The organism is Ancylobacter terrae (genome assembly GCF_045108345.1).
In the GTDB taxonomy this organism is placed as follows: domain Bacteria; phylum Pseudomonadota; class Alphaproteobacteria; order Rhizobiales; family Xanthobacteraceae; genus Ancylobacter.
Map to the genome: position 1 here is coordinate 1,570,261 of NZ_JBJGXH010000001.1, position 21,330 is coordinate 1,591,590.

Below are 21,330 nucleotides of genomic sequence, written 5' to 3' on the forward strand. Positions count from 1 at the left end.
GGCGACATCTGTCGACGTCCGACAAGGAGATGCGACCGTGAAACGATTTCTGATTCCCCTGGCTTTCGGCATGGTCGCATCACCCGCTTTCGGTCAGTCGATGCCCAACTCGCTGAACATGAGTTGCGCCAGCACCCAGGCGCTGGTCAACAGCCGCGGTGCGGTAGTCATCGCCACGGGTCCGAACATCTTCGACCGTTACGTCAGCGGCATGCGCTACTGCGACGTGACCCAGATCGTCCGGCCGGAATGGATCGCGACCGCCGACAATCCGCAGTGCTTCGTCGGTTACAAGTGCCGCGATCGGGTTCCGCGCGGCGGCAGGTGAGACCACGCTGCAGGATTTCGGGCGCGGTTCACTCTAGGCTGACAACCACATCACCGCGGTGCGCGGTGCGGGGTTTTCGCGATGCTGACCATCCTGCTGCTGATCCTGATTATCCTGCTCCTCGGCGGCGGCCTGTATGGCCGCCGAACCCATGGACCCAAGGCGTTGCTGCTTGCGCTGGTTCTGGCTTTGCTGCTGCTGGCGGTGATATGGGCGGTACGCGACGAGCAAGCCGTGGGGCCGGGTGTACCGCCCATCATGCAGAATCCGTGATGCCGTGTCCGGCCGGAAGTCCGCCTAACCCGTCTGCGGCGTCGAATCGAGCGGCAGTTGCAGGGTGAAGATACTGCCGCCGCCCGTTCGTTCCGCCACGGAGACTGTTCCTCCATGGCGTGTTGCGACCTCGCGGACGATGGCGAGGCCGAGGCCGCTTCCGGACGACGATACGTCGCGGCCGCGCCGGAAGCGCTCGAAGATGGCATCCCGCTCGTCCGCGGGGATCCCGCGGCCGCGGTCAAGCACGCGGATCGCGCCCTCGGCTCCGATCTCGATCTCGACCGGAGAGGGGGCGGCCGTGTGCACGATGGCATTCTCCACCAGATTTGTGATGCCGAGTGCCAGGATCTGGGCATCGGCGAGGACGTGAACGGGTTCCGGCGGCGTCTTCAGCTCGAGCCTGCGCTTTTCTCGGATCGCAAGAGGTCCCAGCGCCGCAACGGCCTCGATCGTTGTCTTCGCGAGGTCGACTCGCGTTCGATGGCCGAGCGGCGCGGTTTCCAGTCGCACGGCGCTCAGCATCTGAGCGACCAGCCGGTTGAGCCGCGTCGCATCCTGGGCCAGAGCCGTCCGCTCCGGGCTCGGCGGCATGGCATCGATACGTGCCGTCAGTACCGCAAGCGGCGTGCGCAGTTCGTGCGCGGCATCCGCCGTGAAGCGGCGCTCCATCTGGTAGGCCCGCGCCAGCTGGTCGAACGCGCCGTTCACCGCGCTCGCCAGTGGCCGGATCTCGTCCGGCAGACCATCTTCGGGCAGCCGCACATCGGCAGCGCCGGGAACGATCGCGCGCACTGCGGCAGCGGAAGCCTCCACTTCCCGAAAGGCGCGGTTGAGCGTCCAGCGCGCGACGAGCAGCGTGGCGAGCAGCATCGGAATCACCGCGGCCCAGGCATATTGCACCAGCCCGCGAACGACGCTGTCAGCCAATGCATCCCGGTGGCGGTCGCCCTGCGCCACGACCGCGAGATAGTCGCCGGCGGGTATCGCATAAGCATACCAGACGCTGCCACGCTCCATGTCCGGGACGACAAAGAACGTGCGGACCGGCTCTTCTCGCGCGCGCTCCAACACCGCCGCGGCCGTCGATGACGAAGCGGCAAGAGGGTCTCCACCCTCCTTCGGCAGAACGGCGTAGAGGAAGGAATTGCGGGAGCGCCGATAATCCTCGGCGAGACGCGGCGGAAGCTTCAGTACGGGTGGGGAGACGCCAAGATCGAGGTTGCGTATGATGTCGGCCGCCTGGTCCTGCAGCGCACGGTCGTTCATCGTATCGAGAGTGACGAGCGCACCAATGATGATGACGGCAGTCGGTGCAAGCGCGCCCAAGAGCACCACCGCGAACAGCCGAATCGCGAGCCGCCGCTTCAGTGACCACGTTTCCGACTTTCCGCTCACGGGCGGACCTCGTCCATGAGATAACCGATCCCGCGCAGCGTATGGATCACCGGTTCAGCGCCGACCGCCTGCAGCTTGCGCCGGAGGCGGTGAACCAGAACCTCGACGGCGTTCGATCCGAGTTCCTCGTCGAAGCTGTAGAGCGCACTTTCGATCGCCTCCTTGGTCACGACCCGCCCCGCCCGCCGCATGAACAGGTCGAGCAGGCCTATCTCGCGACGCGACAACGCGACGGCTTCGCCATTCACCACGACACGCAGATCGGCCGGGCTGTAGACGAGGTTGCCCATGGCCAGCCGATCGCCAAGTGCCTGGTTGGGGCGCCGCAGCAATGCCCTCAGCCGCGCGATAACCTCATCAACGTGGAAGGGCTTTAGCACATAGTCGTCGCCACCTCCCTCGAGACCGCGGATGCGATCTTCGATGGAATCGCGCGCGGTGAGGATGAGCACCGGCAGCGTCATGCCCCGCCCCCGACAGGATCTGAGGAAGTCCAGCCCGTCCCCATCCGGAAGGCGAAGATCGAGGACGGCGATATCGTAGCGTTCGACGGCGAGGGCCGCCTCGGCCTCGCCGAGGCTGGCGACATGATCAACGGCAAATCCCGCCTGCCGCAGGCCCGCTGTCAGCAGTCGCGCCAAATCAAACTCATCCTCAACGAGGAGCAGGCGCATCGTCTTCCTGCACGGCGTCGGACGGCTCGACGGGCGCCCAAAGACCCAGCCAGCCGCCGCGATAAGGATGAGCCACCAAGGGCTGCCCATCAAGGTTTCGGTCTCGCTCCTTATAGAACGAAACGATCGCGCCGTGGGGATGTTCGCGGCGCCATGCCGTCACCTGATAGGGCTTGAGGACAGTGACGGGCCGATCCAGGCGCGCGCCGAAGCCGAACTCGCCCTGATATCCCCCCACCACCGCGATCGATGTGGCGCGCTTCAGTCGGGCATCGATCCAGCGCAGGTCATGAGAGGGCAGAACCGTGAAGCGCCCCTCGACATGGGCGATGAGCACGAGGGCGAGGCTGGCGAGCGGCGCGACGCGCAGTAGCGAGTGGCGCAGCCACCACGCGGGAGCGGCCAACGTCATCAGCACGATGCCGACCTCGGGATGGATCGGCGGAAACGCGGGATAGAAGCGAGGCGCCACTAACAGCGCGACGAGGACGCCAGCGCCACCAAGGGCGAAGAAAAGGTAGAAGCCATCCTCGGCGGGCGCCTCATCGACATCCGGCCCGAGCTTATGCGCCAGCAATAGCGCGGCGGCGGGGAGCGCCGGCAGCAGGTAGTGGATCTGCTTGCTCGAAATGGCGGAGAAAAGCACAAAGTCTGCAACGACGACGATGAGAGGAAGCCGCCAGAGCCTCGAACCGGCGAGCCAGCCGGCGGGGTTGCCCCAGATACGGCGGCTCAGCACCCACGGAAACAGCAGCATGGGCAGCAATGGCAGATAGAACCAGAACGGGCGCTTGTGTGCGAACGCGCTGACGACGCGCCCCGACGACTGCTCCCAGAGTATCAGTTCCCCGAACTTGCTGCCGCCCGCCATTGCGGCCGGGATAGCCCAGCAGAGACCGATAGCCGTTCCCGCCGCCAATGCACCCAGAAGCCCGAGATACCACGCCGTCCATGACCGTTTTTCGCCGGGCAGCCAGAGCGGCGCGAGCAGCGCGGCGGGAAGCGTATGGACGAGTATCACCGGTCCCTTTGCCAGTGCGCCGATACCGAGCGCGATCGCCAGCAAACCCATGCCGCGAAGCAGCGAACCTTGCCCGGCGTTGACCAGGCCGATCAGTGCCAGCAGGACGGCCGTGGTCAGCATGGCATCGAACAGCACGGCGGTGCCCATCACGGCGAAGACCGCGATGCTCGAAAGGACGAGAGCGGCACGGGCGCCGAGTTCCGGCCCCTCGATCATGCGTCCCAGCCGCCAGGTCAGTATGACGCTTGCCGGCATGAACATCGCCGGCACAAGGCGTGCCGCCCACTCGGACGGTCCTGCGATCATCCAGACTGCGTTGATGAGCCAGAACAGCAGCGGCGGCTTGTGACTATAGGCCTCGCCGTTCAGATGGGGCACGAGCCGGTCGCCGGACTGCCACATCTCCCAGGCAACCGTGAGATAGCGTGTCTCGTCGATCGGCAGCGGCGGTCTGAGCAGGAGGGTTGTCGCGACGAAGACACCCGACAGCAGCAGCGACGCCGCAAGCATGCGGACATGGGCCGGCGTCTGCGTTCCTGTGTCACGCTCGGTCAGACTGATGGCATGATGCATCGCTGTCAGCCTCCTCCGGCAGGGCGTTCGGACCGCCGGATCAGCTGGATGTTCCGCGCGTAGATCGCCAATCCGAGGCTCTGGCCGAGGATGAAGACCAGGTCGCGCTGATGGATGGCGTAGGCGAGCAGCATCGCACCGCCCGCGATGCTGAAATACCAGAACGTCTCCGGCACCGTGCTGCGCCGCTTGCGCTCGCTGCTGATCCATTGCGCGATGAAGCGCCCCGAGAAGGTCGCCTGGCCAGCGAAACCCACCAGCATCCAGAATGTGAGGTTCATTCGGCGATGATCTCCCGGCGGGCGAAGCGGCGCCCCAGCCAGGCGACGCCGACGAGATCGACGATGCCAACCCACAAACGGCCCCAGTTGGAGTATTTCGAGCGGCCGGCGCTGCGCGGGCGGTGATTGACCGGACAGGTCAGTACCTTGAACCCCTCCCGCTGCATCAGGGCCGGCAGGAAGCGGTGCATGTGATCGAAATAGGGCAGGCGCAGGAACGCCTCGCGGTCGAACACCTTGATTCCACAACCGGTATCGCGGATGCCATCGCCCAGCAGGCGGGCTCGTGCGCCATTGGCGATCCGCGAGGCCATTCGGCGCGCGAAGGGGTCGTTCCGCCGCACCCGCTGGCCGGCCACCATGCGCACTCCGTTCGATGCGGCGGCGGCACGATAGAGGGCGAGCAGCGTTGGAATATCCGCAGGATCGTTCTGGCCGTCCCCGTCGAGCGTAACGATGAGCCCTCCCAGCGCGGCCTCGACGCCGGTCCGGATGGCGGCGCTTTGACCACAGCTCCGCCGATGCCCCAACAGCGCGATGCGGCCATGGCTCGTCACGGCGGCACGAACAGCGTCGGCCGTGCCGTCGGCGGACCCGTCGTCGACCACGATGATCTCGTAGTCCTCGTGTGTCTCCAGCGTGGCTACGATTTCCCCGAGCAGCTTGCCGATGCAGTCGGCTTCGTCCCTCGCCGCTATGACGACGGACACGGCAGGTACCGATGCCGGTCGTCCAGGCCATTCGGTCGAAGAGGTGAAAGGTTGCAGGACCAACATGGGAGACGCCTCGTCGTGAACGGCCGCGCCGGCCGCCCGTCTCCCTTCGCCCGTTTAGCTTACATGATCCTTACGGCCCTCCAGAGATGGGCTGAGCCCCAGTTGGACCGCGGCGGTTGCAGAAAATTTGAGCGGCTGGCGGCCGGGGACGCTCCACCTTCCGGCGGTACATCAGGGCCATCGATAGGCTGTCGGAAGAGAAAGCCGGGCCGGCGCAAGGCGATGCTGCGTTGCAGCACAACGACTCCATCATCATTACGGTCATCACTCAGAAGCCGGGATTGAACCATTATCAGGCGTGCTTCGCCTAAAAATCGGGCGTGCCTGAAAATGGGAAGTCTCTTAGGATGACTCGCGTCTAATCTTCTTTTTGTACAGGAGGATAGACGGCAAGGCGGCTTCGCTCTCGACCCGGAAGCAGCACGTTTGGTTCGCAACGTTGTCTTCCGCAACGGAAATGAAAGCCGCCCGTTCGGGCGACTGAAAGCTGGGTTTTATTTTTCGCGGATGCGAAATGCCTCGACCGTCGCACCCTTTGCGTCAGCCGGTCGGCCGGCATCCGTCAAGGAGACGGACAATGTTCAACACGCCTTTCCGCCGGCGCCTCGCCGGCCTCGTCTGCGGCGCGGTGATGGCCGCCGCCGCGCAGCCGGCCTTCGCCGGCAAGATCTCCATCGGCCATACCGTGTGGGTCGGTTACGGTCCGCTCTACCTCGCGAAGGAGCTCGGCTTCTTCAAGGAGAACGGCGTCGACGTCGACTTCCAGGTGGTCGATGATTCCGCGCTCGCCATGGCGGCGCAGGCCGCCGGCAAGCTCGACGGCACCGCCACGACGCTCGACGAGATCCTGAAGTACCGTTCCGACAAGTTCTGCTTCAAGGCGGTGGCGCTGTTCGACGAGAGCCATGGCGGCGACGGCATGGTTTCGGTGAAGGAGATCAGCACGCTCGACGACCTGAAGGGCAAGACGGTCGCGCTCAACGAGGGCTCCACCTCGCAGTTCTGGTTCTCCTACCTGCTGAAGAAGCAGGGCATCCCGCTCAAGGACGTGACCGTCCTCAACATGAGCGCCGACGCGGCCGCGGCCGCCTTCATCGCCGGCCAGGTGCCGGTCGCCGTGACCTGGGAGCCCAACCTCACGCTGGTGAAGACCAAGAACGTCGGCAAGGTGCTGACCGACAGCGCCGCGACGCCGGGCGTCATCATCGACGTGCTCGAAATCTCCTGCTCGGTCCTCAAGGACCGGCCGAAGGACGTGAAGGGCTTCATCGCCGGCCTGCAGAAGGCGGTCGACTATATCAAGACGAACCCCGACAAGGCCTACGCGATCATGGCCAAGGGTGTCGGCGGCTACCTGAAGGAACCGAAGGACTTCGCCGACGCCGCCTCCGGCGTGAAGTTCTACGACAAGACCATGACCATCGAGTATTTCGGCACGGCCGAAAAGCCCGGCCCGGCAGCGGATGTCATCAAGCTCGGCAACGAGATCTGGACGGATCTCGGCAAGATCAAGACGCCGATCGAGTACAAGGACATCATCGACCCGAGCTTCATGCAGTGACGGCAATCCCCGGCCCGGAAACCCGATCCGGGCCGGAAGCGTGGTGACGACATGGCACGGCAAAAATCGCTGCTCGATACCTGCCTGACGCCCAAGGCCGAGATACCCACCGGCGTGCGTTATGCGGCCTCGGCCCTCATGTGGGGCGTGGTGCTCGGCGGATGGTCGATCCTGACCTATGGCGGGTTCATGCAGGACATCTTCCTGCCCTCGCCGACGCAGGTGACCGGCGCCTTCTTCCGGCTGCTGGACGACGGAACCCTGTCCGAGCACATCTGGGCCAGCGTCCAGGTGGTGGTGATCGGATTCCTGATTTCCTCGGTGATCGCCGTGCCGCTCGGCCTGCTCATGGGCACGTTCCGCGTGGTCCAGGCGGGACTCGAGCCGCTGGTGAACTTCATCCGCTACCTGCCGGTGACGTCCTTCGTGCCGCTGTTCATCCTGTGGATCGGCATCGGCATCGAGCAGCGGATCATGGTGATCTTCTTCGGCACCTTCTTCCAGCAGCTCGTCATGATCGCCGACGTGTCGCGCGGCGTGTCGAAGGACCTGCTCAACGCTTCCTACACGCTGGGCGCCAACCGGCGCGACGCGATCCTGCACGTGCTGACCCCGGCCGCCCTGCCCGGCATCCTCGACACGCTGCGCATCACCATGGGGTGGGCCTGGACCTATCTCGTGGTGGCCGAACTCGTCGCCGCCTCCTCCGGCCTCGGCTACATCTCGATGAAGGCGATGCGCGGCTTCCAGGTCGACGTGATCTTCCTCGCCATCGCCGTGATCGGCCTGCTCGGTCTCCTCACCGACCAGATCTTCCGGCTGCTGCGCACCCGCCTTGTCGGCTGGGCGAGCTGATGAAGGCTTCCACATGGCTGTCGTGACCGCCCTACGCGATACATCGATCGAACCCGCTCCCGTCTCTCCGGCTGCGGATGTCGCCACGAGCGCGGAGCCGCGCCTGCGGATCCGCGACGTCCGGCTCGAATATGTCGCCAAGACCGGTAAGAGCGTCATCGCCATCGACAACATTTCGATCGACGTGCCGGACAACCAGTTTGCGGTCATCGTCGGCCCATCGGGCTGCGGCAAGTCGAGCCTGCTCTATCTCGTCGCCGGCCTGAACGAGCCGACCGCCGGCCAGATACTGCTCGGCAACGAAGAGATCGACGGCCCCGGCCCCGATCGCGGGATGGTCTTCCAATCCTACACGCTGTTTCCCTGGCTGACGGTTCGGGAGAACGTGGAATTCGGGCTGAAGCGGCGGCACATGCCGGCGGATGAGCGCGAGGCGATCGTCAACCGATACCTCAACGAAACCGGCCTCGCCGCCTTTCACGACGCCTATCCCAAGCAGCTCTCGGGCGGCATGATGCAGCGGGTCGCGATCGCCCGCGCACTCGCCAACGATCCGAAAATCCTGCTGATGGACGAGCCCTTCGGCGCGCTCGACAGCCAGACCCGCCACAGCATGCAGAAACTGCTCCTTCGGGTCTGGGAACAACACCAGAAGACCGTCCTGTTCGTGACCCACGACATCGACGAGGCGATCCTGCTCGGCGACCGGATCTATGTGATGACCGCCCGCCCCGGCCGGCTGAAGGAAGAGATCGTCGTCCCGATCCCGCGTCCGCGCTCGCTCGACATGGTGATGGATTCCGAGTTCATCGCCGTGAAGCGGCGGATCCTCGAACTGTTGAAGAACGAGATCAAGGACGACGAGCACTGAGCGCGAGACCAAGCGCCGGCTCAGTCGATGCTTCGCGCCCCCGCCATTGCGGGATATCGCTGTTGCGGCCTGCTCCGCACGCTTGCCGGCCCGTCACATCGGTAAGGCAGAAGCCCTGCCCAACACGTCTCAATTCCCATTGACCGCCATGCTAAAAAAGGCGAAATTGCCTCTATGGTTCTATCATTAGAACCATAGAAATACCCGCTTCGGGCTGACGCCCTGAGAGCTTGACCGGCACCGCGCAGGATACCGATGAACCCATTCGATCTCCCCACCGGCATCGTGGACAGCGGCACCTATCGGCGGACGACCGCCCATCTCGGACAGCTGGGTATTTCGCTGCCGCGTTTCGCTGATCTGGCGGATCCGCTGAGGATGCCGTCGGCTCTGAAGGAGCTCGCCGCGGCGGCAGACCCCGCCCGCCCCGATGCCCGCAACCTGCACAACGTGCATTGGTTCAATGCGGCGACGGAGGTGGGCGGACGCACGGTTCCCGCGCATCTGGAGCTGCCAAGCGCTCTCACCGGCGTGCCCGCGCGCATCGTGGTGATGGAGGGGCGGCACTTTCCGATGATCCAGGCCCACAAGGTGCTCGCAGCCTATGCCTGCCTTGCTCCACGCCTTGCCACCGGCGAGTTCGACCCGACCCATCACCGTGCAATCTGGCCGTCCACCGGCAATTACTGCCGGGGTGGTGTTGCCATTTCCCGCATCCTCGGCTGCCGCGGCGTTGCCGTTCTGCCGGGCGGAATGAGCGCGGAACGCTTCAACTGGCTGGAACGCTGGGTGACCGATCCGGCCGACATCGTTCGCACGCCGGGAACGGAATCGAACGTCAAGGAGATCTATGACGCCTGTGCCGAACTGGCGCAGGACCCCGGCAACTTCATCCTCAACCAGTTCTCGGAGTTCCCGAACTACCTCGTCCATTATGCCGTAACGGGAGCGGCCGCGAGCCGCCTGTTCGAGGCCTATCGCGACATCAGCCCCGACCTCAGCCTCGCCGCCTTCGTCGCGGGAACCGGCTCGGCCGGCACGCTCGGTGCCGGCGACAAGCTGAAGGAGGACTACGGCGCCCGCATCGTGGCGATGGAGCCGGTCGAGTGCCCGACCCTGCTCTATAACGGCTTTGGCGAGCACAACATTCAGGGCATCGGCGACAAGCACGTGCCGCTGATCCACAACGCGACCAATACGGACATCGTCGTCGGCGTTTCCGATCTCGCCTCCGACGACCTTGCCCTGCTCTTCAGCGCGCCGGAGGGGCGGGCCTATCTGGTCGAGCGCCGCGGGCTCGATGCCGCTCTCGTTGAGGCGATCGGGATGCTTGGCCTCTCGGGCATCGCCAATGTCATCGCCGCGATCAAGGTCGCGCGGCGGTTGAACCTCGGCCCCGACCAGATGATCCTAACCGTCGCCACCGACGGCGCCGGGCTCTATGAGAGCGAGCGCGCCTTGCACCTCACCCGCAAGGGCGGCAACTATGACCGCATCGACGCCGCCGAGGCATTCGGGCGACATCTGTTGGCCGGCGACTCCGACCATGTGCTGGAACTCGATCATCGGGACCGCCAGCGCGTCTTCAATCTCGGCTACTACACCTGGGTGGAGCAGCAGGGCATTCCGGTCGAGGACTTCGACCGGCGCCGCCACCAGTCGTTCTGGCGGGGCCTGCATGGCCACCTCGCGATCTTCGACGAACTGATCGACCGAATGAACCGCGACGCCGGCGTTGCGAGCGCCGCGTGAGGGAATCAACCGTGACCAGCGTCACCCCCTATCTCGATCTGCGTGAGGCAACCCGCACGCGCGACCGCAGCCTGCGCGACAAGGTGATGAGCCTTGAGGAAGCGGCGCAGCTGGTCGCTAACGGCGACCATGTCGCGCTCGGCGGCTGCACCGCGTCGCGTACGCCGTTCGCCATGATCTGGGCGCTGGTGCGTGCGCGCCGGCAGGGCCTTGTGGTGTCCCGTTCCATCTGCTCGACGGAAGGCGATATCCTTTACGCCTCCGGTGTTTCCGCCCACATCATGACGAGCTGGTTCAGCCAGGGCATCGTCTGGGGCGTCTCCAAGGTCATGCGCTCCTATACCGAGAGCCGGCGCGCCGTGTTCGAGGAATGGAGCCACATGGCGATGGGGCTGCGCTACCGCGCCGGCGCCATGGGCGTGCCGTTCCTGCCGATGCGCTCCATGCTCGGCTCGGGCGTAGTGGAGCGCGCACCCGGCGCAAAGACCATGGAATGCCCCTTTACCGGGGACACGCTGCTGCTGGTGCCCGCGCTCAATCCGGACGTCGCGCTGATCCATGTCCAGCGCTGCGATGCCTTCGGCAATGCCCAGCTCGACGGCCTCACCTTCATGGACATCGACATCGCCATGGCGGCGAAGCGGGTGATCCTGACCACCGAACGCATCGTCTCGAACGACCAGATCCGCCGTGCGCCGGACCAGACCAAGATCGGCTTCTTCGCGGTCGATGCCGTGGTCGAAGTGCCGTTCGGCAGCGCGCCGCACGAGTGCTACGGCCTGTACGAGCCGTTCTACAGCCACATGGACCTTTACGCCGAGATGACCGGGAAGGATCCGGAGACCGGGTCCGCCGCCTATCTCGCGCGGTTCTACCACGAGCCGAAGGACTGGCCGGACTATCTCAGCCGGCTCGGCATGGCGGAACTGCTCGATGCGCAGCGCCGGGGGAGCGGCATCTATGACGACTAGCCCGGCCCATCTTACTCCCGGCGCCGCCGACTATACCGGCTCGGAACTGCTCGCGGTGATGAGCGCGCGCCTGCTCAAGGAAGGGCAGACGGTGTTCGCCGGCGTCGGTATCCCGCTGCTGGCCGCGATCCTGGCCCAGCGCACCCACGCGCCGGGCCTCACCATCCTGTTCGAGGGTGGGGTTATCGGCCCCTTCGTCATTCCCGGCCGGCTGCCGCCCTCGACCAACGAGCAGCGCTGCACGCGCCGGGCGAACATGCTGGTCTCGATCACCGACGTGCTGCTGATGCTGCAGCGCGGCTATGTCGATGTCGGCTTCATGGGCGGCGCGCAGATCGACCGTTTCGGCAACCTGAACTCCTCCTATATCGGCGACGCCGACGACCCGAAGATCCGCCTGCCCGGAACCGGTGGGGGCAACGACATCGCCAGCCTCGCCGACATGATCGTCGCCATGAAGCACGAGAAGCGGCGCTTCGTGGAGAAGGTCGATTTCATCACCAGCCCGGGCTTCCTCGAGGGCGGCGACAGCCGCGCCCGCGCCGGCCTGCCGGCGGGCGGCATGTTCCGGGTGGTGACCGATCTCGGCATCCTCGGCTTTGATCCCGTCACGCGCGCGATGACGGTGCTCATGCTGCACCCGGGCGTCACAGCGGCGCAGATCCGCGGCAATACCGGGTTCGAGCTGCCCGTGCCGGCGGATGTCGGGGTGACCGAGCGGCCGACGCCGCGCGAACTCGCCATCCTGCGCGAGCTCGATCCCGAGCGGCTCTACACGGCGTGAGACCAGCCGATCCGGGCCATCCCCTCATCCCGGCCTTAGCGAAGCGGAGAGCCGGGATCGCTCTCCGCAAGGGCGCCTTGAACTGCATACGATCCCGGCTCTGCGCGCGTTCCGCGCTGCAGCCGGGATGACAGCCAGAAAGGACAGAGAATGCCCGTCTCGTTCGGCGTCGCCATGCGCAACTTCACCCGCTTCCCGGAACTGCCGGATGCGGGTGCGCTGATCGATTACGGCGTGCGAATGGAGGAACTCGGCTTCGAGTCGCTCTGGGTGTGGGACCACATCCTGCTGGGCACCGATCCGCATTTTCCGATCATCGATTCGCTGACGCTGCTGACGGCCGTCGCGGCGCGCACCAAGACCATCCGCATCGGCACCGGCGTGCTGGTGCTGCCGCTGCGCAATCCGGTTATCCTCGCCAAGCAGCTCGCCTCGCTCGACCTTGTCTCGAACGGCCGGCTGATGCTCGGCGCGGCGGTCGGCTGGTACAAGCGCGAGTTCGACGCCGTCGGCATCCCCTATGAGCGCCGCGGCAAGGTGATGGACCGCAACCTCGAGATCCTCACGCGGCTGTGGACCGAGGACAGCGTCACCGGCCAATGGGACGAGCTGAACCTGCGCAACGCCGTGATGTTCCCCAAGCCAGTGCAGAAGCCGCACCCGCCGATCCTGGTCGGCGGCTATGTCGACGTCGTGCTGAAGCGCGCGGCGACCAAGGGCGACGGCTGGCTCACCTATTTCTACACGCCCGAGGGCTATACCGAGGCCTGGGCCAAGATCAGCGCCTATGCCGAGGAGGCCGGCCGCGATCCAGCCAGCCTCTACAGCCTGAACCAGCTGCCGATCTATGTCGGCCCGCGCGATGTCGGGATGCCGAAGATGACGGAATGGCTGAACGCCGAGTGGGACCTCTCCAAGGGCAGCCAGTCCACCTTCGACAGCGCCATCGTCGGCACCCCGGAGGAATGCGCCGAGCAGATCGCCGCGCATATCGCGACGGGCGTGAAGAAGATCGTGTTCGTGCCGTGGCGCTATGAGCGCGAGCAGGTCGAGGCGCTGGCCCGTGACGTTCTCCCGCTTCTGCGCAAATAGCCGGCCGCGACCCCGGGTATCTCCGGCAATCTCCAACTCGCCGAAAATACCCGATCTGTTTTCTCACTGTTTCTTGCTGACGCGTAGCGGCGCCCGCTCCTCGAGGACGGGCGCTATCGCGCCGCCATCAGCTCCGGCAGCGTCACCACTTCGATGCCGGCCGCTTCCAGACCCTTGCGCACCGCGGCGGCGACGGCGATGGCGGTCGGCTCGTCGCCATGGATGCAGAGCGAATCAAACCTGGTCGGCATGCGCTTGCCATTGACCGAGATGATCTCGCCGTCCTGCACCATACGCAGCGTGCGCTCCACGGCTACCGCCGGATCCTTGATCACCGAGGTCGGGACGGTACGCGACTGGAGATTGCCGTTGTCGTCATAGTGCCGGTCGATGAAGGCCTCGCGGGCGAGCGGGAGATCGAGCGCCAGCGCCGCCTTCTCCATCTCCGTCCCCGAGAGCGCGAGATAGTGAAGGCTCGGATCGACGGTCTTGATGGCGCGACCGATCGCCAGCGCATAGTCGGCATTCACCGCCGCCATGTTGTTGAGCGCGCCGTGCGGCTTCACATGGGTGACCTTCACCCCGGCATAGGCGGCCATGCCGGCCAGCGCGCCGAGCTGGTAGGCGACGAGATATTCGAGATCATCGGCGCGCATCTGGATCTGCCGGCGACCGAAGCCCCAGATGTCGTTGAAGCCGGGATGGGCACCGACCGAGACGCCGTTCGCCTTGGCCTTCAGGCAGACCTCGCGCATCACCGTGGCATCGCCCGCGTGCAGGCCGCAGGCGACGTTGACGCTTTTCACGATCTTCAGGATCGCGTCGTCATCGCCAATGTCATAATGGCCGTAGCCTTCGCCCATGTCGGCGTTGATATTGGTGCGCAGGGCCATGCCAAGTCTCCGGAAAGGCGTTTGATTTCCTCATTAACACATTATTTTTGCATCATATTCAATCCCAATGATACTATCATTAGGATGTTTTCGGGCGGATCGGGCGACAAGCGGCGGCACCCATGGACGACAGATCGGCGAGCCGGCGCCTCGGCGACATTTCCCGTTTCCTCCCCGTCGGCGACACGGCGTTCGCGATCGAGTTCGGTGACCGTATCGACCCCGCGCTCAACGGTCTGGTCCACCGCGCCGCCGCGCTGATCGCCGCCGCGCCGCCGGACGGACTGATCGAGACCGTGCCGACCTTCCGCTCGCTGCTGGTCCATTACGACCCGTTGGCGAGCGACGCGGCAGCGCTGCAGGCAACGCTTTCCGCGCTTGATCTCGGCGAGGCGGCGAGCGAGAGCCCCGCGCGCATCTGGCGGATTCCCGTACTCTATGGCAGCGAGGCCGGGCCGGACCTCGCCGGCGTCGCCGAGGAAACGGGCCTTCCGGCATCCGAGGTGATCGAGCGGCACGCCGGGACACTGTACCGCGTCTATGTGCAGGGCTTCTTGCCCGGCTTCGCCTATCTCGGCGACCTGCCGGCGGAACTGGCGCTGCCGCGCCTTAGGACGCCGCGCGTGCGCGTGCCGGCGGGATCGGTCGCGATCGCGCTGCGCATGACCGGCGTCTATCCGGTGGAATCGCCCGGCGGCTGGCGTCTCCTCGGCAATACACCGGTGCGCTTCTTCGATCCGGCGGGCGTGCCGCCGACCCTGTTCGCGCCTGGCGACGGGGTGCGTTTCGTGCCGGTGGATGCGCAGGAGCATGCCCGCATCCGGACGGAGGTGGCCGCCGGCGCCTATCGGCCGCCCTGCGAGGCGCCGATATGAGCGCGCGGCTGCACATCCTCCAGCCGGGCCCGCAGACCAGCGTGCAGGACCTCGGCCGGCGCTTCTACCAGGCGCTTGGCGTCCCGGTCTGCGGCGCGCTCGATCCGATGGCGCTGCGCCTCGCTAATCGTCTCGTCGGCAATGACGAGGGCGAGGCAGGGCTCGAATGCCGGCTGATCGGGCCGGTCTTCGCCATTCGCGGAGGCGGTGCCCGGCTGGCGCTCGCCGGTGCGTCGGCCGATATCCAGGTCGAGGCCGGCGGCGAGGTATTGACCTATCCAGCCTGGCGCAGCTTCGACGTGCCGGAAGGCGCGAATGTGCGGGTCGGCGGCCTTCGCGGCAGCGGCTGCGCAATGCTGGCCATTGCCGGCGGCCTCGCCGTGCCGGCCGTGCTCGGGTCGCGGGCGACCGATCTCAAGGGCGGTTTCGGCGGCCATCAGGGACGCGCGCTGCGGGCTGGCGACGAGATTGCCTTGAACGGCGCCGCGCTCGCAGGCCCATGTGCCGAACTGCCCTCCCCGCCGTCGCTGGCCTTCTCCGGCACGCTGCGCGTGGTGCTCGGCCCGCAGGCGGAAGCCTTCTCGGACGCGGGTATCGCGACCTTTCTCGGCTCGACGTACCGGGTTTCGCGCGAGGCTGACCGCATGGGCATGCGGCTGGAGGGCAAGCCGCTCGCCTTCGCCACCGGCGCCGATATCGTATCGGACGGCATCGCCACCGGCTCGATCCAGGTGCCGGGCTCGGGCCTGCTGATCGTCCTGCTGGCCGATCACCAGACGATTGGCGGCTACGCCAAGATCGCGACGGTTATCTCGGCCGACCTGCCCGCTGCCGCGCGGCTGCTGCCCGGGGCGGAGCTGCGCTTTGTGGCGGTGAGCGTCGCCGAGGCAGAGGAGGCGCGGCGCGCGAGCGAGGCCGGGATCGTCCGACTCATCGCCAGCATCTCACCGGTGCGCGAGTGTGCGTCGATCGACGAAGCCGCGCTTCACGGCAGCAATCTCATCTCGGGCGTCGTTTCCGCCCAGGGTTGAGCGCCGCCCGGCGCGCTCCCCAGCGCGACTGCATCGGAGAATGTGATAGAGAAGATAGGAACACTCGCCTCGATTCCCCTGACAGCGCCGCCCGGAACCGGGCCACGTCGGATGCCGCGAAACCATGCCGAAGGACTTTGCCGCCGCGCCGGCCAATCCCGACTACCGTCGCAGCCCTGTTCCCCGCTATCTCCAGATCGCCGGTGTCATTCGTCGGCGCATCGAAGACGGGGTCTGGTCGCCGAACGAAAAGATTTCGACACTTCAGGAACTTGAAGCCGAGTTCCAGGTCGCCCGCGTCACGGTGCGGCAGGCCGTCGAGGTGCTGCAGGGCGAAGGTCTGGTGCGCCGCATCCAGGGCAAGGGCACGTTCGTCTCCGCCTCGGTTGAGGACAAGCGCTGGCTCAAGCTGGACCTGAAATGGGCCTCGCTCGCCGGCACCATCGGCGGCAACGTCCCCCGCTTCCTACCCGTGCCGGCGACGCCGCCGGCCCCGGCGATCCGTCCTGAGGAGGGCAAGGCGGCGAGCGAGTACCGCTACCTCGAAAGTGTGCAGTCGCGCCGAGGGCAGCCCTATTCCTTCGCGCGCGTGCATCTCGCCGAAGAGGTCTACCGGCTTGCCGACCACCGCTTCGGCCGCGAACCGACCATCACCGTTGTCGCGACGCTCGAGGGGCTTGCGATCAAGCGGGCGCGGCAGTCCTTCATCGTCGGCACCGTGGAGCCGAGGGTTGCGAACCTGCTTTCGATCGGCATCGGCTTTCCCACCGTCGAGGCGCATCTGGTGGTGACCGATGCGGAGGAGGTGGTGATCTATGTCGCCGACATCATCTATCGCGGCGACTGCGTGCAGCTCGACGTCGACCTGCTCGGCTGATCAGCGGCGGCGGAAAACCCTGCCGAACCAGTCACTTATCATCGCGAAAACGAGCGAGCCGGCGTCGAGCGGGGCCGGAGCGGCGGGGACCGGGTCGCCCTTGAGCGCGGCGGCGAGGTTGGCGGCGAAGGCGGCGGTCATCCGGCCGGCGAGGTCGCGGGCGAGCGCGCCCCGGCTCATCTGCGCCAGCGGGCCGGTGAGTGCGTAGGCGACGTCGACGCGCACCTGCGTCTGGCTGGTTTCATCAATCGTTTCAAGCACATAATTGAGCCGCGCGCGAACCCGCGAGGCGCTGCGGCGATCGACGCCCTGGCCGTCGATGCGGCCGGACCAGGTGGCAGGATCGGCGATGAGCGTGCCGGCTCCGCCGAACGCGGCCTGGATCGGCCCGAGCTTCACGGCCATCTCGGCGGCGATGTGACGGCCGTCGCTCGGCGCGGTGAGGCGGGCGCCGGGCAGGCAGGCCACCACCTTCGCCGGGTCCTGGAAGAACGCCCAGACCTCCGGGCGGGAAGCGGGAACGCGAAATATTTCAACGAGTTCGACCGCCCCGGTGAGATCGCCGGTCTCGCCGGTCGGAGCGGGTTCAACCTGCGGCGCCTCCAATGGTGCAACCGGCGGCGAGGCGGGAGTGACGCCTGTGCGGGCACCATCGACAACCGGCGTACCGGCGGCTGCGGGGGCGACGGCGGCACCGCGCGTCACCACCGGCGCGAGCCCTGCGCGCTCCTGCCCGACGGCCCTTATGGCGCGGACGATTCCGACATAACCCGTGCAGCGGCAAAGGTTTCCGGCCAGTTCGTGACGGATCTCGTCCGGCTCCGCGCCCGGGCGGCGCAGCACGATGTCGCGGGCCATGATCAGCATGCCCGGCGTGCAGAAGCCGCATTGGAGGCCGTGCTCGGCGGAGAACGCCTCGCGCAGGCGCGCCATCACCGGATCATCGGCAAGTCCTTCTATCGTCGTGATTTTCGCGCCGTCCAAAGCGACCGGGAAGGCGATGCAGGAACGGGCCGGCGCGCCATCGACAAGCACCGTGCAGGCGCCGCAGACGCCGTGCTCGCAGCCCAGATGCGTGCCGGTGAGCAGCAGCTCCTCGCGCAGAAAGTCGCCAAGGTGCTGGCGCGGCTCGATATTCGCGTCCAGCGGACGGCCGTTGACCTCGAGGCGAACGGGCTTCATGACGTCACCCCTTCGCCTTTGACCATCGCCACGGCGCGCCGGATAACCGCCCGGTGCAGATGGAAGGTCGCGGCATCCGCGTCGAGCCCGGCCGCCCGCAACACCGGATCAAGCCGCGCCGGATCCGCGACAACCGACTGATCTGTCATGATAATCGGCTTCGCCTCGATGGCCCCGACAGCCATTCGGGACACCCCGCGGGGGGAATCCACCAGCAGCGCGCACATGGCTTCGGCAAACTCGCCGACCTTGCGGCAGGCCTTGTGATAGCCCCAGCGGGCGGCATCCGACAGCCGCGGCACGAACACGCCGGAGATGATTTCGCCCGGCTTCAGCGCGGTCTCGAAGGCGCCGGTGATGAAGTCGGAAACCGGCATTTGGCGGTGACCAGTCAGTGCAGTGAGGTGGACGATCGCATCGAGTGCGACCAGTGTGAGCGGCCAGTCGGCGGCGGGGTCGGCATGGGCGAGGCTGCCGCCGATGGTGCCCCGGTTGCGCACCGCCCGGTAGGCGATACCACGGGCGATCGCCGGCATCACGCCGCGGGTCGGATCGGGCACGGCGCCGTCCTCGATCTCGGCATGGGTGACGGCGGCACCGAACAGCACGCCCTCCGGCGTCTCGGTCACCCGCCGCAGTTCGGGCAGGCGGCCGACATCGACCAGCCGCGCCGGCCGCGCGAGGCGCAGGTTCAGCATCGGGCCGAGGCTCTGGCCGCCACCGAGCGCCCGCGCGCCCTCCTCCGCCAGCGCGGCGACGGCCTCGCGCACGCTCTCGGGGCGCAGATAGTCGAACGGGGCGGGCTTCACGCGGCGCTCTCCTTCTGCCGCGCCGCCAGCACCGCCTCGCGCACGCGGCGGGGCGTCATCGGCGAGACGGAAAGTTCGGCACCCAGCGATGCCAGCGCGTCGTTGATGGCGTTGCCGATCGCCGCCGGCGGGGCGATGGCGCCGCCCTCCCCGATTCCCTTCTGGCCGAAGCGGGTGTTCGGCGAGGGCGTTTCCATATGGGCGATGCGCACATCCGGCATCTCGTTGGCGCCGGGGATCAGATAGTCGGCGAAGGTCGAGGCCAGCGGCTGGCCGTTGCCGTCATAGACCATCTCCTCGTAAAGCGCGGTGCCGATGCCCTGCGCCGCGCCGCCATAGACCTGCCCCTCCACCACCATCGGGTTGAGCAGCACGCCGCCATCCTCCACCACGACGTAATCGAGGATCTCGACCGCGCCGGTGTCGGGCTCGACCGCGACCACCGCGGCGTGGGTGGCGTAGGAGAAGGTGCCGGTGTCGACCTTGGGCCGGTAGCCGGCGACGAGGTCGAGCCCGTCCGGGTTGACGTCGGCGGGCAGGTTCTGCGGCTTGAGATACCAGGTGCCGGCGATCTCGCGGAAGCTCACGGAGCCCGTGGGGCCGACCACCTGCGCATCGGCGATCCGCACCTCCTCCGGCTTCGCCTGCAGCAGGTGCGCGCCGATGGCGATGAGCCGCTCGCCGAGCTTCTCGCAGGCGCTCGCCACCGCGCCGCCGACCATCACCGCCGAGCGCGAGCCCCAGGTTCCCGTCGAATAGGGGGTGAGCGCGGTGTCGCCGTGGACGACGTTGACGCGATCAGGGTCGATGCCCAGCACCTCGCAGGCGACCTGCGCCAGCGTCGTCTCCATCGACTGGCCGTGGCTCTGGTTGCCGACGCGGATTTCCAGCGTGCCGTCCGGGGTGAGGCGGGCGCCGCACTGCTCGAAGCCGGGCACCATCGGGATGCCCCAGCCGTGATAGACCGAGGTGCCGTGCGCGCCCTGCTCGCAATAGGTGGCGTAGCCGATGCCGATGCGCCGGCCGTCGGTTTCAGCGTTCTGCTGGCGCGCGCGCACGCCCTCATGGCCGATCATCTCCCGCGCCCGCCTGAGGCTCTCGGGATAGTCGCCCATGTCGAAATCCTTGCCGGTCACCGATTTGAACGGCATCTGCTCGGGCCGCACGAGGTTGCGCAGCCGCACCTCGGCCGGCTCGAGCCCGGCGGCGCGGGCGACGGCATCGATCATCAGCTCCATCGCCGTGCACACGCCGGTGCGGGCGACGCCGCGATAGGGCACGATCGGCGGCTTGTTGGTGCACACCGACAGCGTGCGGCAGCGATAGGCCGGGACGTTGTAGGGGCCGGGCAGGTTGGAGACCACCTGCGCGCCTTCAAGGCAGGCGGAGAAGGGATAGACCGAATAGGCGCCGGCATCGACATGCGCGTCCGCCTCGAAACCGAGCAGGCGGCCGTCCGTGTCGGCATAGGCGGTCATGACATAGTGGTGCTCGCGGCAATTGGCGGCGGCGATCAGGTGCTCGCGGCGATCCTCCAGCCATTTGATGGGCCGGTCCAGCTTGAGCGCCGCCCAGGCGCAGCACACTTCCTCCGGCTGCAAGAGGCCCTTCCAGCCGAAGCCGCCGCCGACATCGGGGGCGACGACGCGGATCTGGCGGGTCTCCAGCCCCAGGCACTCGGCGAGGCCCGAGCGCACGATGTGCGGCATCTGGGTGGAGGTCCACAGCGTGAGCTGTTCGGAAAAGCGGTCATGGACGGCGATGCAGCCCTTGCCCTCCAGCGGCGCCATGCATTGCCGGCTGGTGCGCACCTCGCGCGTCACCTTGATCGGCGCGGCGCGGACGGCCTCGCTCATGCCGTGCTCGAAGGCGCTGACGAGGAAGACGTTCTCGCTCCAGTCCTCGTGCACCAGCGCCGCCTCGGGGCGGATGGCCCTGAGCATGTCGGCATTGGCGGGGAGTTCCTCGTAGTCGACCTCGATCGCCTCCGCGAGGTCCTCCGCCTCGGCGCGGGTGGGCGCCAGCACCATGGCCACCGGCTCGCCGACGAAGCGCACCTTGCCGGAGGCGAGCGAGGACTGTGAGGAGACGCGGAAGCCCGGCAGGCCGGTCTTGGCGAGGATCGGGCGGATGCCGTCCGCCTCCATATGGGCGGCGGTGAAGGCGCGCCCGTCGAGATGGGGCGGGATGCGGATGGCGCGGATGCGGGCATGGGCGAGGGTGGAACGGACGAAGGCGGCCTCGAGCTGGCCCGCAAATCGCATGTCGCCGATGAAGCGGCCGCGCCCTTTCAGGAGGCGGTCATCCTCCTTGCGCCGGATGGAGCGGCCAACGCCCCTGCCGGTCTCCCCGTCCCTGCCGGAACCCATCCCCATGATCCCCGAACGCCCCTGAAAAGAACCCTTGTGCGACGCGGTATCTTATTAGACCATCGCATTTATCCAACGCTT

The 21,330-nt window shown here is 66.9% G+C and carries 21 protein-coding genes; 12 read left to right on the forward strand and 9 right to left on the reverse strand.

Translation table 11 applies throughout. From position 1 onward, the window contains the following. Nucleotides 1-37 precede the first annotated feature (37 nt). Both ACEUEL_RS07535 and ACEUEL_RS07540 read left to right on the forward strand, forming a co-directional pair. The gene (locus ACEUEL_RS07535) at nt 38-328 is read left to right on the forward strand and encodes a hypothetical protein (protein WP_405703684.1); all 291 of its coding nucleotides are present in this window, start codon (nt 38-40) and stop codon (nt 326-328) included. An 81-nt stretch (nt 329-409) separates the two neighbouring features. Continuing rightward, the gene (locus ACEUEL_RS07540; protein ID WP_405703685.1) at nt 410-601 is read left to right on the forward strand and encodes a hypothetical protein; all 192 of its coding nucleotides are present in this window, start codon (nt 410-412) and stop codon (nt 599-601) included. A 24-nt stretch (nt 602-625) separates the two neighbouring features. Here ACEUEL_RS07540 and ACEUEL_RS07545 read toward each other — a convergent pair whose 3' ends face one another. From ACEUEL_RS07545 to ACEUEL_RS07565, 5 genes are read right to left on the reverse strand one after another with little or no spacing between them, the layout of a single operon-like run. Beyond that, nucleotides 626-1,999, reverse strand: a complete 1,374-nt coding sequence (locus ACEUEL_RS07545) for a sensor histidine kinase (RefSeq protein WP_405703686.1) — start codon at nt 1,997-1,999, stop codon at nt 626-628. Continuing rightward, on the reverse strand, nt 1,996-2,673 hold the full coding sequence (locus ACEUEL_RS07550; RefSeq protein WP_405703688.1) for a response regulator: 678 nt from the start codon (nt 2,671-2,673) through the stop codon (nt 1,996-1,998). The genes ACEUEL_RS07545 and ACEUEL_RS07550 overlap by 4 nt, the downstream gene beginning before the upstream one ends. Continuing rightward, nucleotides 2,654-4,270: an ArnT family glycosyltransferase gene (locus tag ACEUEL_RS07555; RefSeq protein ID WP_405703690.1), complete on the reverse strand. Its 1,617-nt coding sequence runs from the start codon at nt 4,268-4,270 to the stop codon at nt 2,654-2,656. Before ACEUEL_RS07555 ends, ACEUEL_RS07550 begins: the two co-directional genes overlap by 20 nt. Before the next feature lie 5 nt (nt 4,271-4,275). After that, complete coding sequence (locus ACEUEL_RS07560; RefSeq protein ID WP_405703692.1) at nt 4,276-4,551, reverse strand: lipid-A-disaccharide synthase N-terminal domain-containing protein; 276 nt, start codon at nt 4,549-4,551, stop codon at nt 4,276-4,278. Beyond that, complete coding sequence (locus ACEUEL_RS07565) at nt 4,548-5,327, reverse strand: glycosyltransferase family 2 protein (RefSeq protein ID WP_405703694.1); 780 nt, start codon at nt 5,325-5,327, stop codon at nt 4,548-4,550. The genes ACEUEL_RS07560 and ACEUEL_RS07565 overlap by 4 nt, the downstream gene beginning before the upstream one ends. A gap of 577 nt (nt 5,328-5,904) precedes the next feature. On the opposite strand from ACEUEL_RS07565, the gene ACEUEL_RS07570 reads away from it, so the two are divergent. The 7 genes from ACEUEL_RS07570 to ACEUEL_RS07600 all read left to right on the forward strand — a co-directional run bounded on the left by ACEUEL_RS07570 (nt 5,905) and on the right by ACEUEL_RS07600 (nt 13,213). Then, nucleotides 5,905-6,888 (forward strand): ABC transporter substrate-binding protein, encoded by a 984-nt coding sequence (locus ACEUEL_RS07570; RefSeq protein WP_405703695.1) that lies wholly within the window; start codon nt 5,905-5,907, stop codon nt 6,886-6,888. Between the two features lie 51 nt (nt 6,889-6,939). Further along, entirely contained in the window at nt 6,940-7,743 is an 804-nt protein-coding gene (locus tag ACEUEL_RS07575) for an ABC transporter permease (RefSeq protein WP_405703696.1), read from the forward strand. A gap of 13 nt (nt 7,744-7,756) precedes the next feature. Continuing rightward, nucleotides 7,757-8,614, forward strand: coding sequence for an ABC transporter ATP-binding protein (locus tag ACEUEL_RS07580; protein ID WP_405703697.1), 858 nt, complete (start codon nt 7,757-7,759; stop codon nt 8,612-8,614). Between the two features lie 255 nt (nt 8,615-8,869). Further along, nucleotides 8,870-10,366 carry a pyridoxal-phosphate dependent enzyme gene (locus ACEUEL_RS07585; RefSeq protein WP_405703698.1) on the forward strand — a complete coding sequence of 499 codons (1,497 nt, stop codon included), beginning with the start codon at nt 8,870-8,872 and terminating at the stop codon, nt 10,364-10,366. Nucleotides 10,367-10,452: 86 nt separating this feature from the next. Further along, on the forward strand, nt 10,453-11,337 hold the full coding sequence (locus ACEUEL_RS07590; protein ID WP_405706627.1) for a CoA transferase subunit A: 885 nt from the start codon (nt 10,453-10,455) through the stop codon (nt 11,335-11,337). Beyond that, nucleotides 11,327-12,121, forward strand: a complete 795-nt coding sequence (locus ACEUEL_RS07595; protein WP_405703700.1) for a CoA-transferase subunit beta — start codon at nt 11,327-11,329, stop codon at nt 12,119-12,121. Before ACEUEL_RS07590 ends, ACEUEL_RS07595 begins: the two co-directional genes overlap by 11 nt. Nucleotides 12,122-12,271: 150 nt before the next feature. Beyond that, complete coding sequence (locus ACEUEL_RS07600; RefSeq protein ID WP_405703701.1) at nt 12,272-13,213, forward strand: LLM class flavin-dependent oxidoreductase; 942 nt, start codon at nt 12,272-12,274, stop codon at nt 13,211-13,213. 113 nt (nt 13,214-13,326) lie between these two features. On the opposite strand, the gene ACEUEL_RS07605 is transcribed toward ACEUEL_RS07600, so the two are convergent. Next, nucleotides 13,327-14,106 (reverse strand): LamB/YcsF family protein, encoded by a 780-nt coding sequence (locus ACEUEL_RS07605; protein ID WP_405703702.1) that lies wholly within the window; start codon nt 14,104-14,106, stop codon nt 13,327-13,329. Between the two features lie 122 nt (nt 14,107-14,228). Between ACEUEL_RS07605 and pxpB the strand changes: the two genes are divergently transcribed. The 3 genes from pxpB (at nt 14,229) to ACEUEL_RS07620 (ending at nt 16,889) form a co-directional block, all read left to right on the forward strand. Next, nucleotides 14,229-14,981, forward strand: coding sequence for a 5-oxoprolinase subunit PxpB (gene pxpB / locus ACEUEL_RS07610; RefSeq protein ID WP_405703704.1), 753 nt, complete (start codon nt 14,229-14,231; stop codon nt 14,979-14,981). Continuing rightward, on the forward strand, nt 14,978-16,012 hold the full coding sequence (locus ACEUEL_RS07615) for a 5-oxoprolinase subunit C family protein (RefSeq protein ID WP_405703706.1): 1,035 nt from the start codon (nt 14,978-14,980) through the stop codon (nt 16,010-16,012). Before pxpB ends, ACEUEL_RS07615 begins: the two co-directional genes overlap by 4 nt. A gap of 124 nt (nt 16,013-16,136) precedes the next feature. Beyond that, on the forward strand, nt 16,137-16,889 hold the full coding sequence (locus tag ACEUEL_RS07620) for a GntR family transcriptional regulator (protein ID WP_405703707.1): 753 nt from the start codon (nt 16,137-16,139) through the stop codon (nt 16,887-16,889). On the opposite strand, the gene ACEUEL_RS07625 is transcribed toward ACEUEL_RS07620, so the two are convergent. Genes ACEUEL_RS07625 through ACEUEL_RS07635 form a run of 3 tightly spaced genes read right to left on the reverse strand, consistent with a single transcriptional unit; the run spans nt 16,890 to nt 21,249 of the window. Further along, nucleotides 16,890-18,071 (reverse strand): 2Fe-2S iron-sulfur cluster-binding protein, encoded by a 1,182-nt coding sequence (locus tag ACEUEL_RS07625; protein WP_405703708.1) that lies wholly within the window; start codon nt 18,069-18,071, stop codon nt 16,890-16,892. After that, nucleotides 18,068-18,880 carry an FAD binding domain-containing protein gene (locus ACEUEL_RS07630; protein WP_405703709.1) on the reverse strand — a complete coding sequence of 271 codons (813 nt, stop codon included), beginning with the start codon at nt 18,878-18,880 and terminating at the stop codon, nt 18,068-18,070. Before ACEUEL_RS07630 ends, ACEUEL_RS07625 begins: the two co-directional genes overlap by 4 nt. Further along, nucleotides 18,877-21,249, reverse strand: coding sequence for a xanthine dehydrogenase family protein molybdopterin-binding subunit (locus ACEUEL_RS07635; RefSeq protein ID WP_405703710.1), 2,373 nt, complete (start codon nt 21,247-21,249; stop codon nt 18,877-18,879). Before ACEUEL_RS07635 ends, ACEUEL_RS07630 begins: the two co-directional genes overlap by 4 nt. Nucleotides 21,250-21,330 lie beyond the last annotated feature (81 nt).

Bases quoted from the DNA above. Each gene is read 5' to 3' on its own strand.
- ACEUEL_RS07605 (WP_405703702.1), bottom strand. From the start codon at position 14,106: ATGGCCCTGCGCACCAATATCAACGCCGACATGGGCGAAGGCTACGGC.
- ACEUEL_RS07560 (WP_405703692.1), bottom strand. From the start codon at position 4,551: ATGAACCTCACATTCTGGATGCTGGTGGGTTTCGCTGGCCAGGCGACC.
- ACEUEL_RS07550 (WP_405703688.1), bottom strand. From the start codon at position 2,673: ATGCGCCTGCTCCTCGTTGAGGATGAGTTTGATTTGGCGCGACTGCTG.
- pxpB (WP_405703704.1), top strand. From the start codon at position 14,229: ATGGACGACAGATCGGCGAGCCGGCGCCTCGGCGACATTTCCCGTTTC.
- ACEUEL_RS07580 (WP_405703697.1), top strand. From the start codon at position 7,757: ATGGCTGTCGTGACCGCCCTACGCGATACATCGATCGAACCCGCTCCC.
- ACEUEL_RS07570 (WP_405703695.1), top strand. From the start codon at position 5,905: ATGTTCAACACGCCTTTCCGCCGGCGCCTCGCCGGCCTCGTCTGCGGC.
- ACEUEL_RS07635 (WP_405703710.1), bottom strand. From the start codon at position 21,249: ATGGGTTCCGGCAGGGACGGGGAGACCGGCAGGGGCGTTGGCCGCTCC.
- ACEUEL_RS07540 (WP_405703685.1), top strand. From the start codon at position 410: ATGCTGACCATCCTGCTGCTGATCCTGATTATCCTGCTCCTCGGCGGC.
- ACEUEL_RS07565 (WP_405703694.1), bottom strand. From the start codon at position 5,327: ATGTTGGTCCTGCAACCTTTCACCTCTTCGACCGAATGGCCTGGACGA.
- ACEUEL_RS07555 (WP_405703690.1), bottom strand. From the start codon at position 4,270: ATGCATCATGCCATCAGTCTGACCGAGCGTGACACAGGAACGCAGACG.
- ACEUEL_RS07615 (WP_405703706.1), top strand. From the start codon at position 14,978: ATGAGCGCGCGGCTGCACATCCTCCAGCCGGGCCCGCAGACCAGCGTG.
- ACEUEL_RS07600 (WP_405703701.1), top strand. From the start codon at position 12,272: ATGCCCGTCTCGTTCGGCGTCGCCATGCGCAACTTCACCCGCTTCCCG.
- ACEUEL_RS07575 (WP_405703696.1), top strand. From the start codon at position 6,940: ATGGCACGGCAAAAATCGCTGCTCGATACCTGCCTGACGCCCAAGGCC.
- ACEUEL_RS07590 (WP_405706627.1), top strand. From the start codon at position 10,453: ATGAGCCTTGAGGAAGCGGCGCAGCTGGTCGCTAACGGCGACCATGTC.
- ACEUEL_RS07585 (WP_405703698.1), top strand. From the start codon at position 8,870: ATGAACCCATTCGATCTCCCCACCGGCATCGTGGACAGCGGCACCTAT.
- ACEUEL_RS07625 (WP_405703708.1), bottom strand. From the start codon at position 18,071: ATGAAGCCCGTTCGCCTCGAGGTCAACGGCCGTCCGCTGGACGCGAAT.
- ACEUEL_RS07620 (WP_405703707.1), top strand. From the start codon at position 16,137: ATGCCGAAGGACTTTGCCGCCGCGCCGGCCAATCCCGACTACCGTCGC.
- ACEUEL_RS07595 (WP_405703700.1), top strand. From the start codon at position 11,327: ATGACGACTAGCCCGGCCCATCTTACTCCCGGCGCCGCCGACTATACC.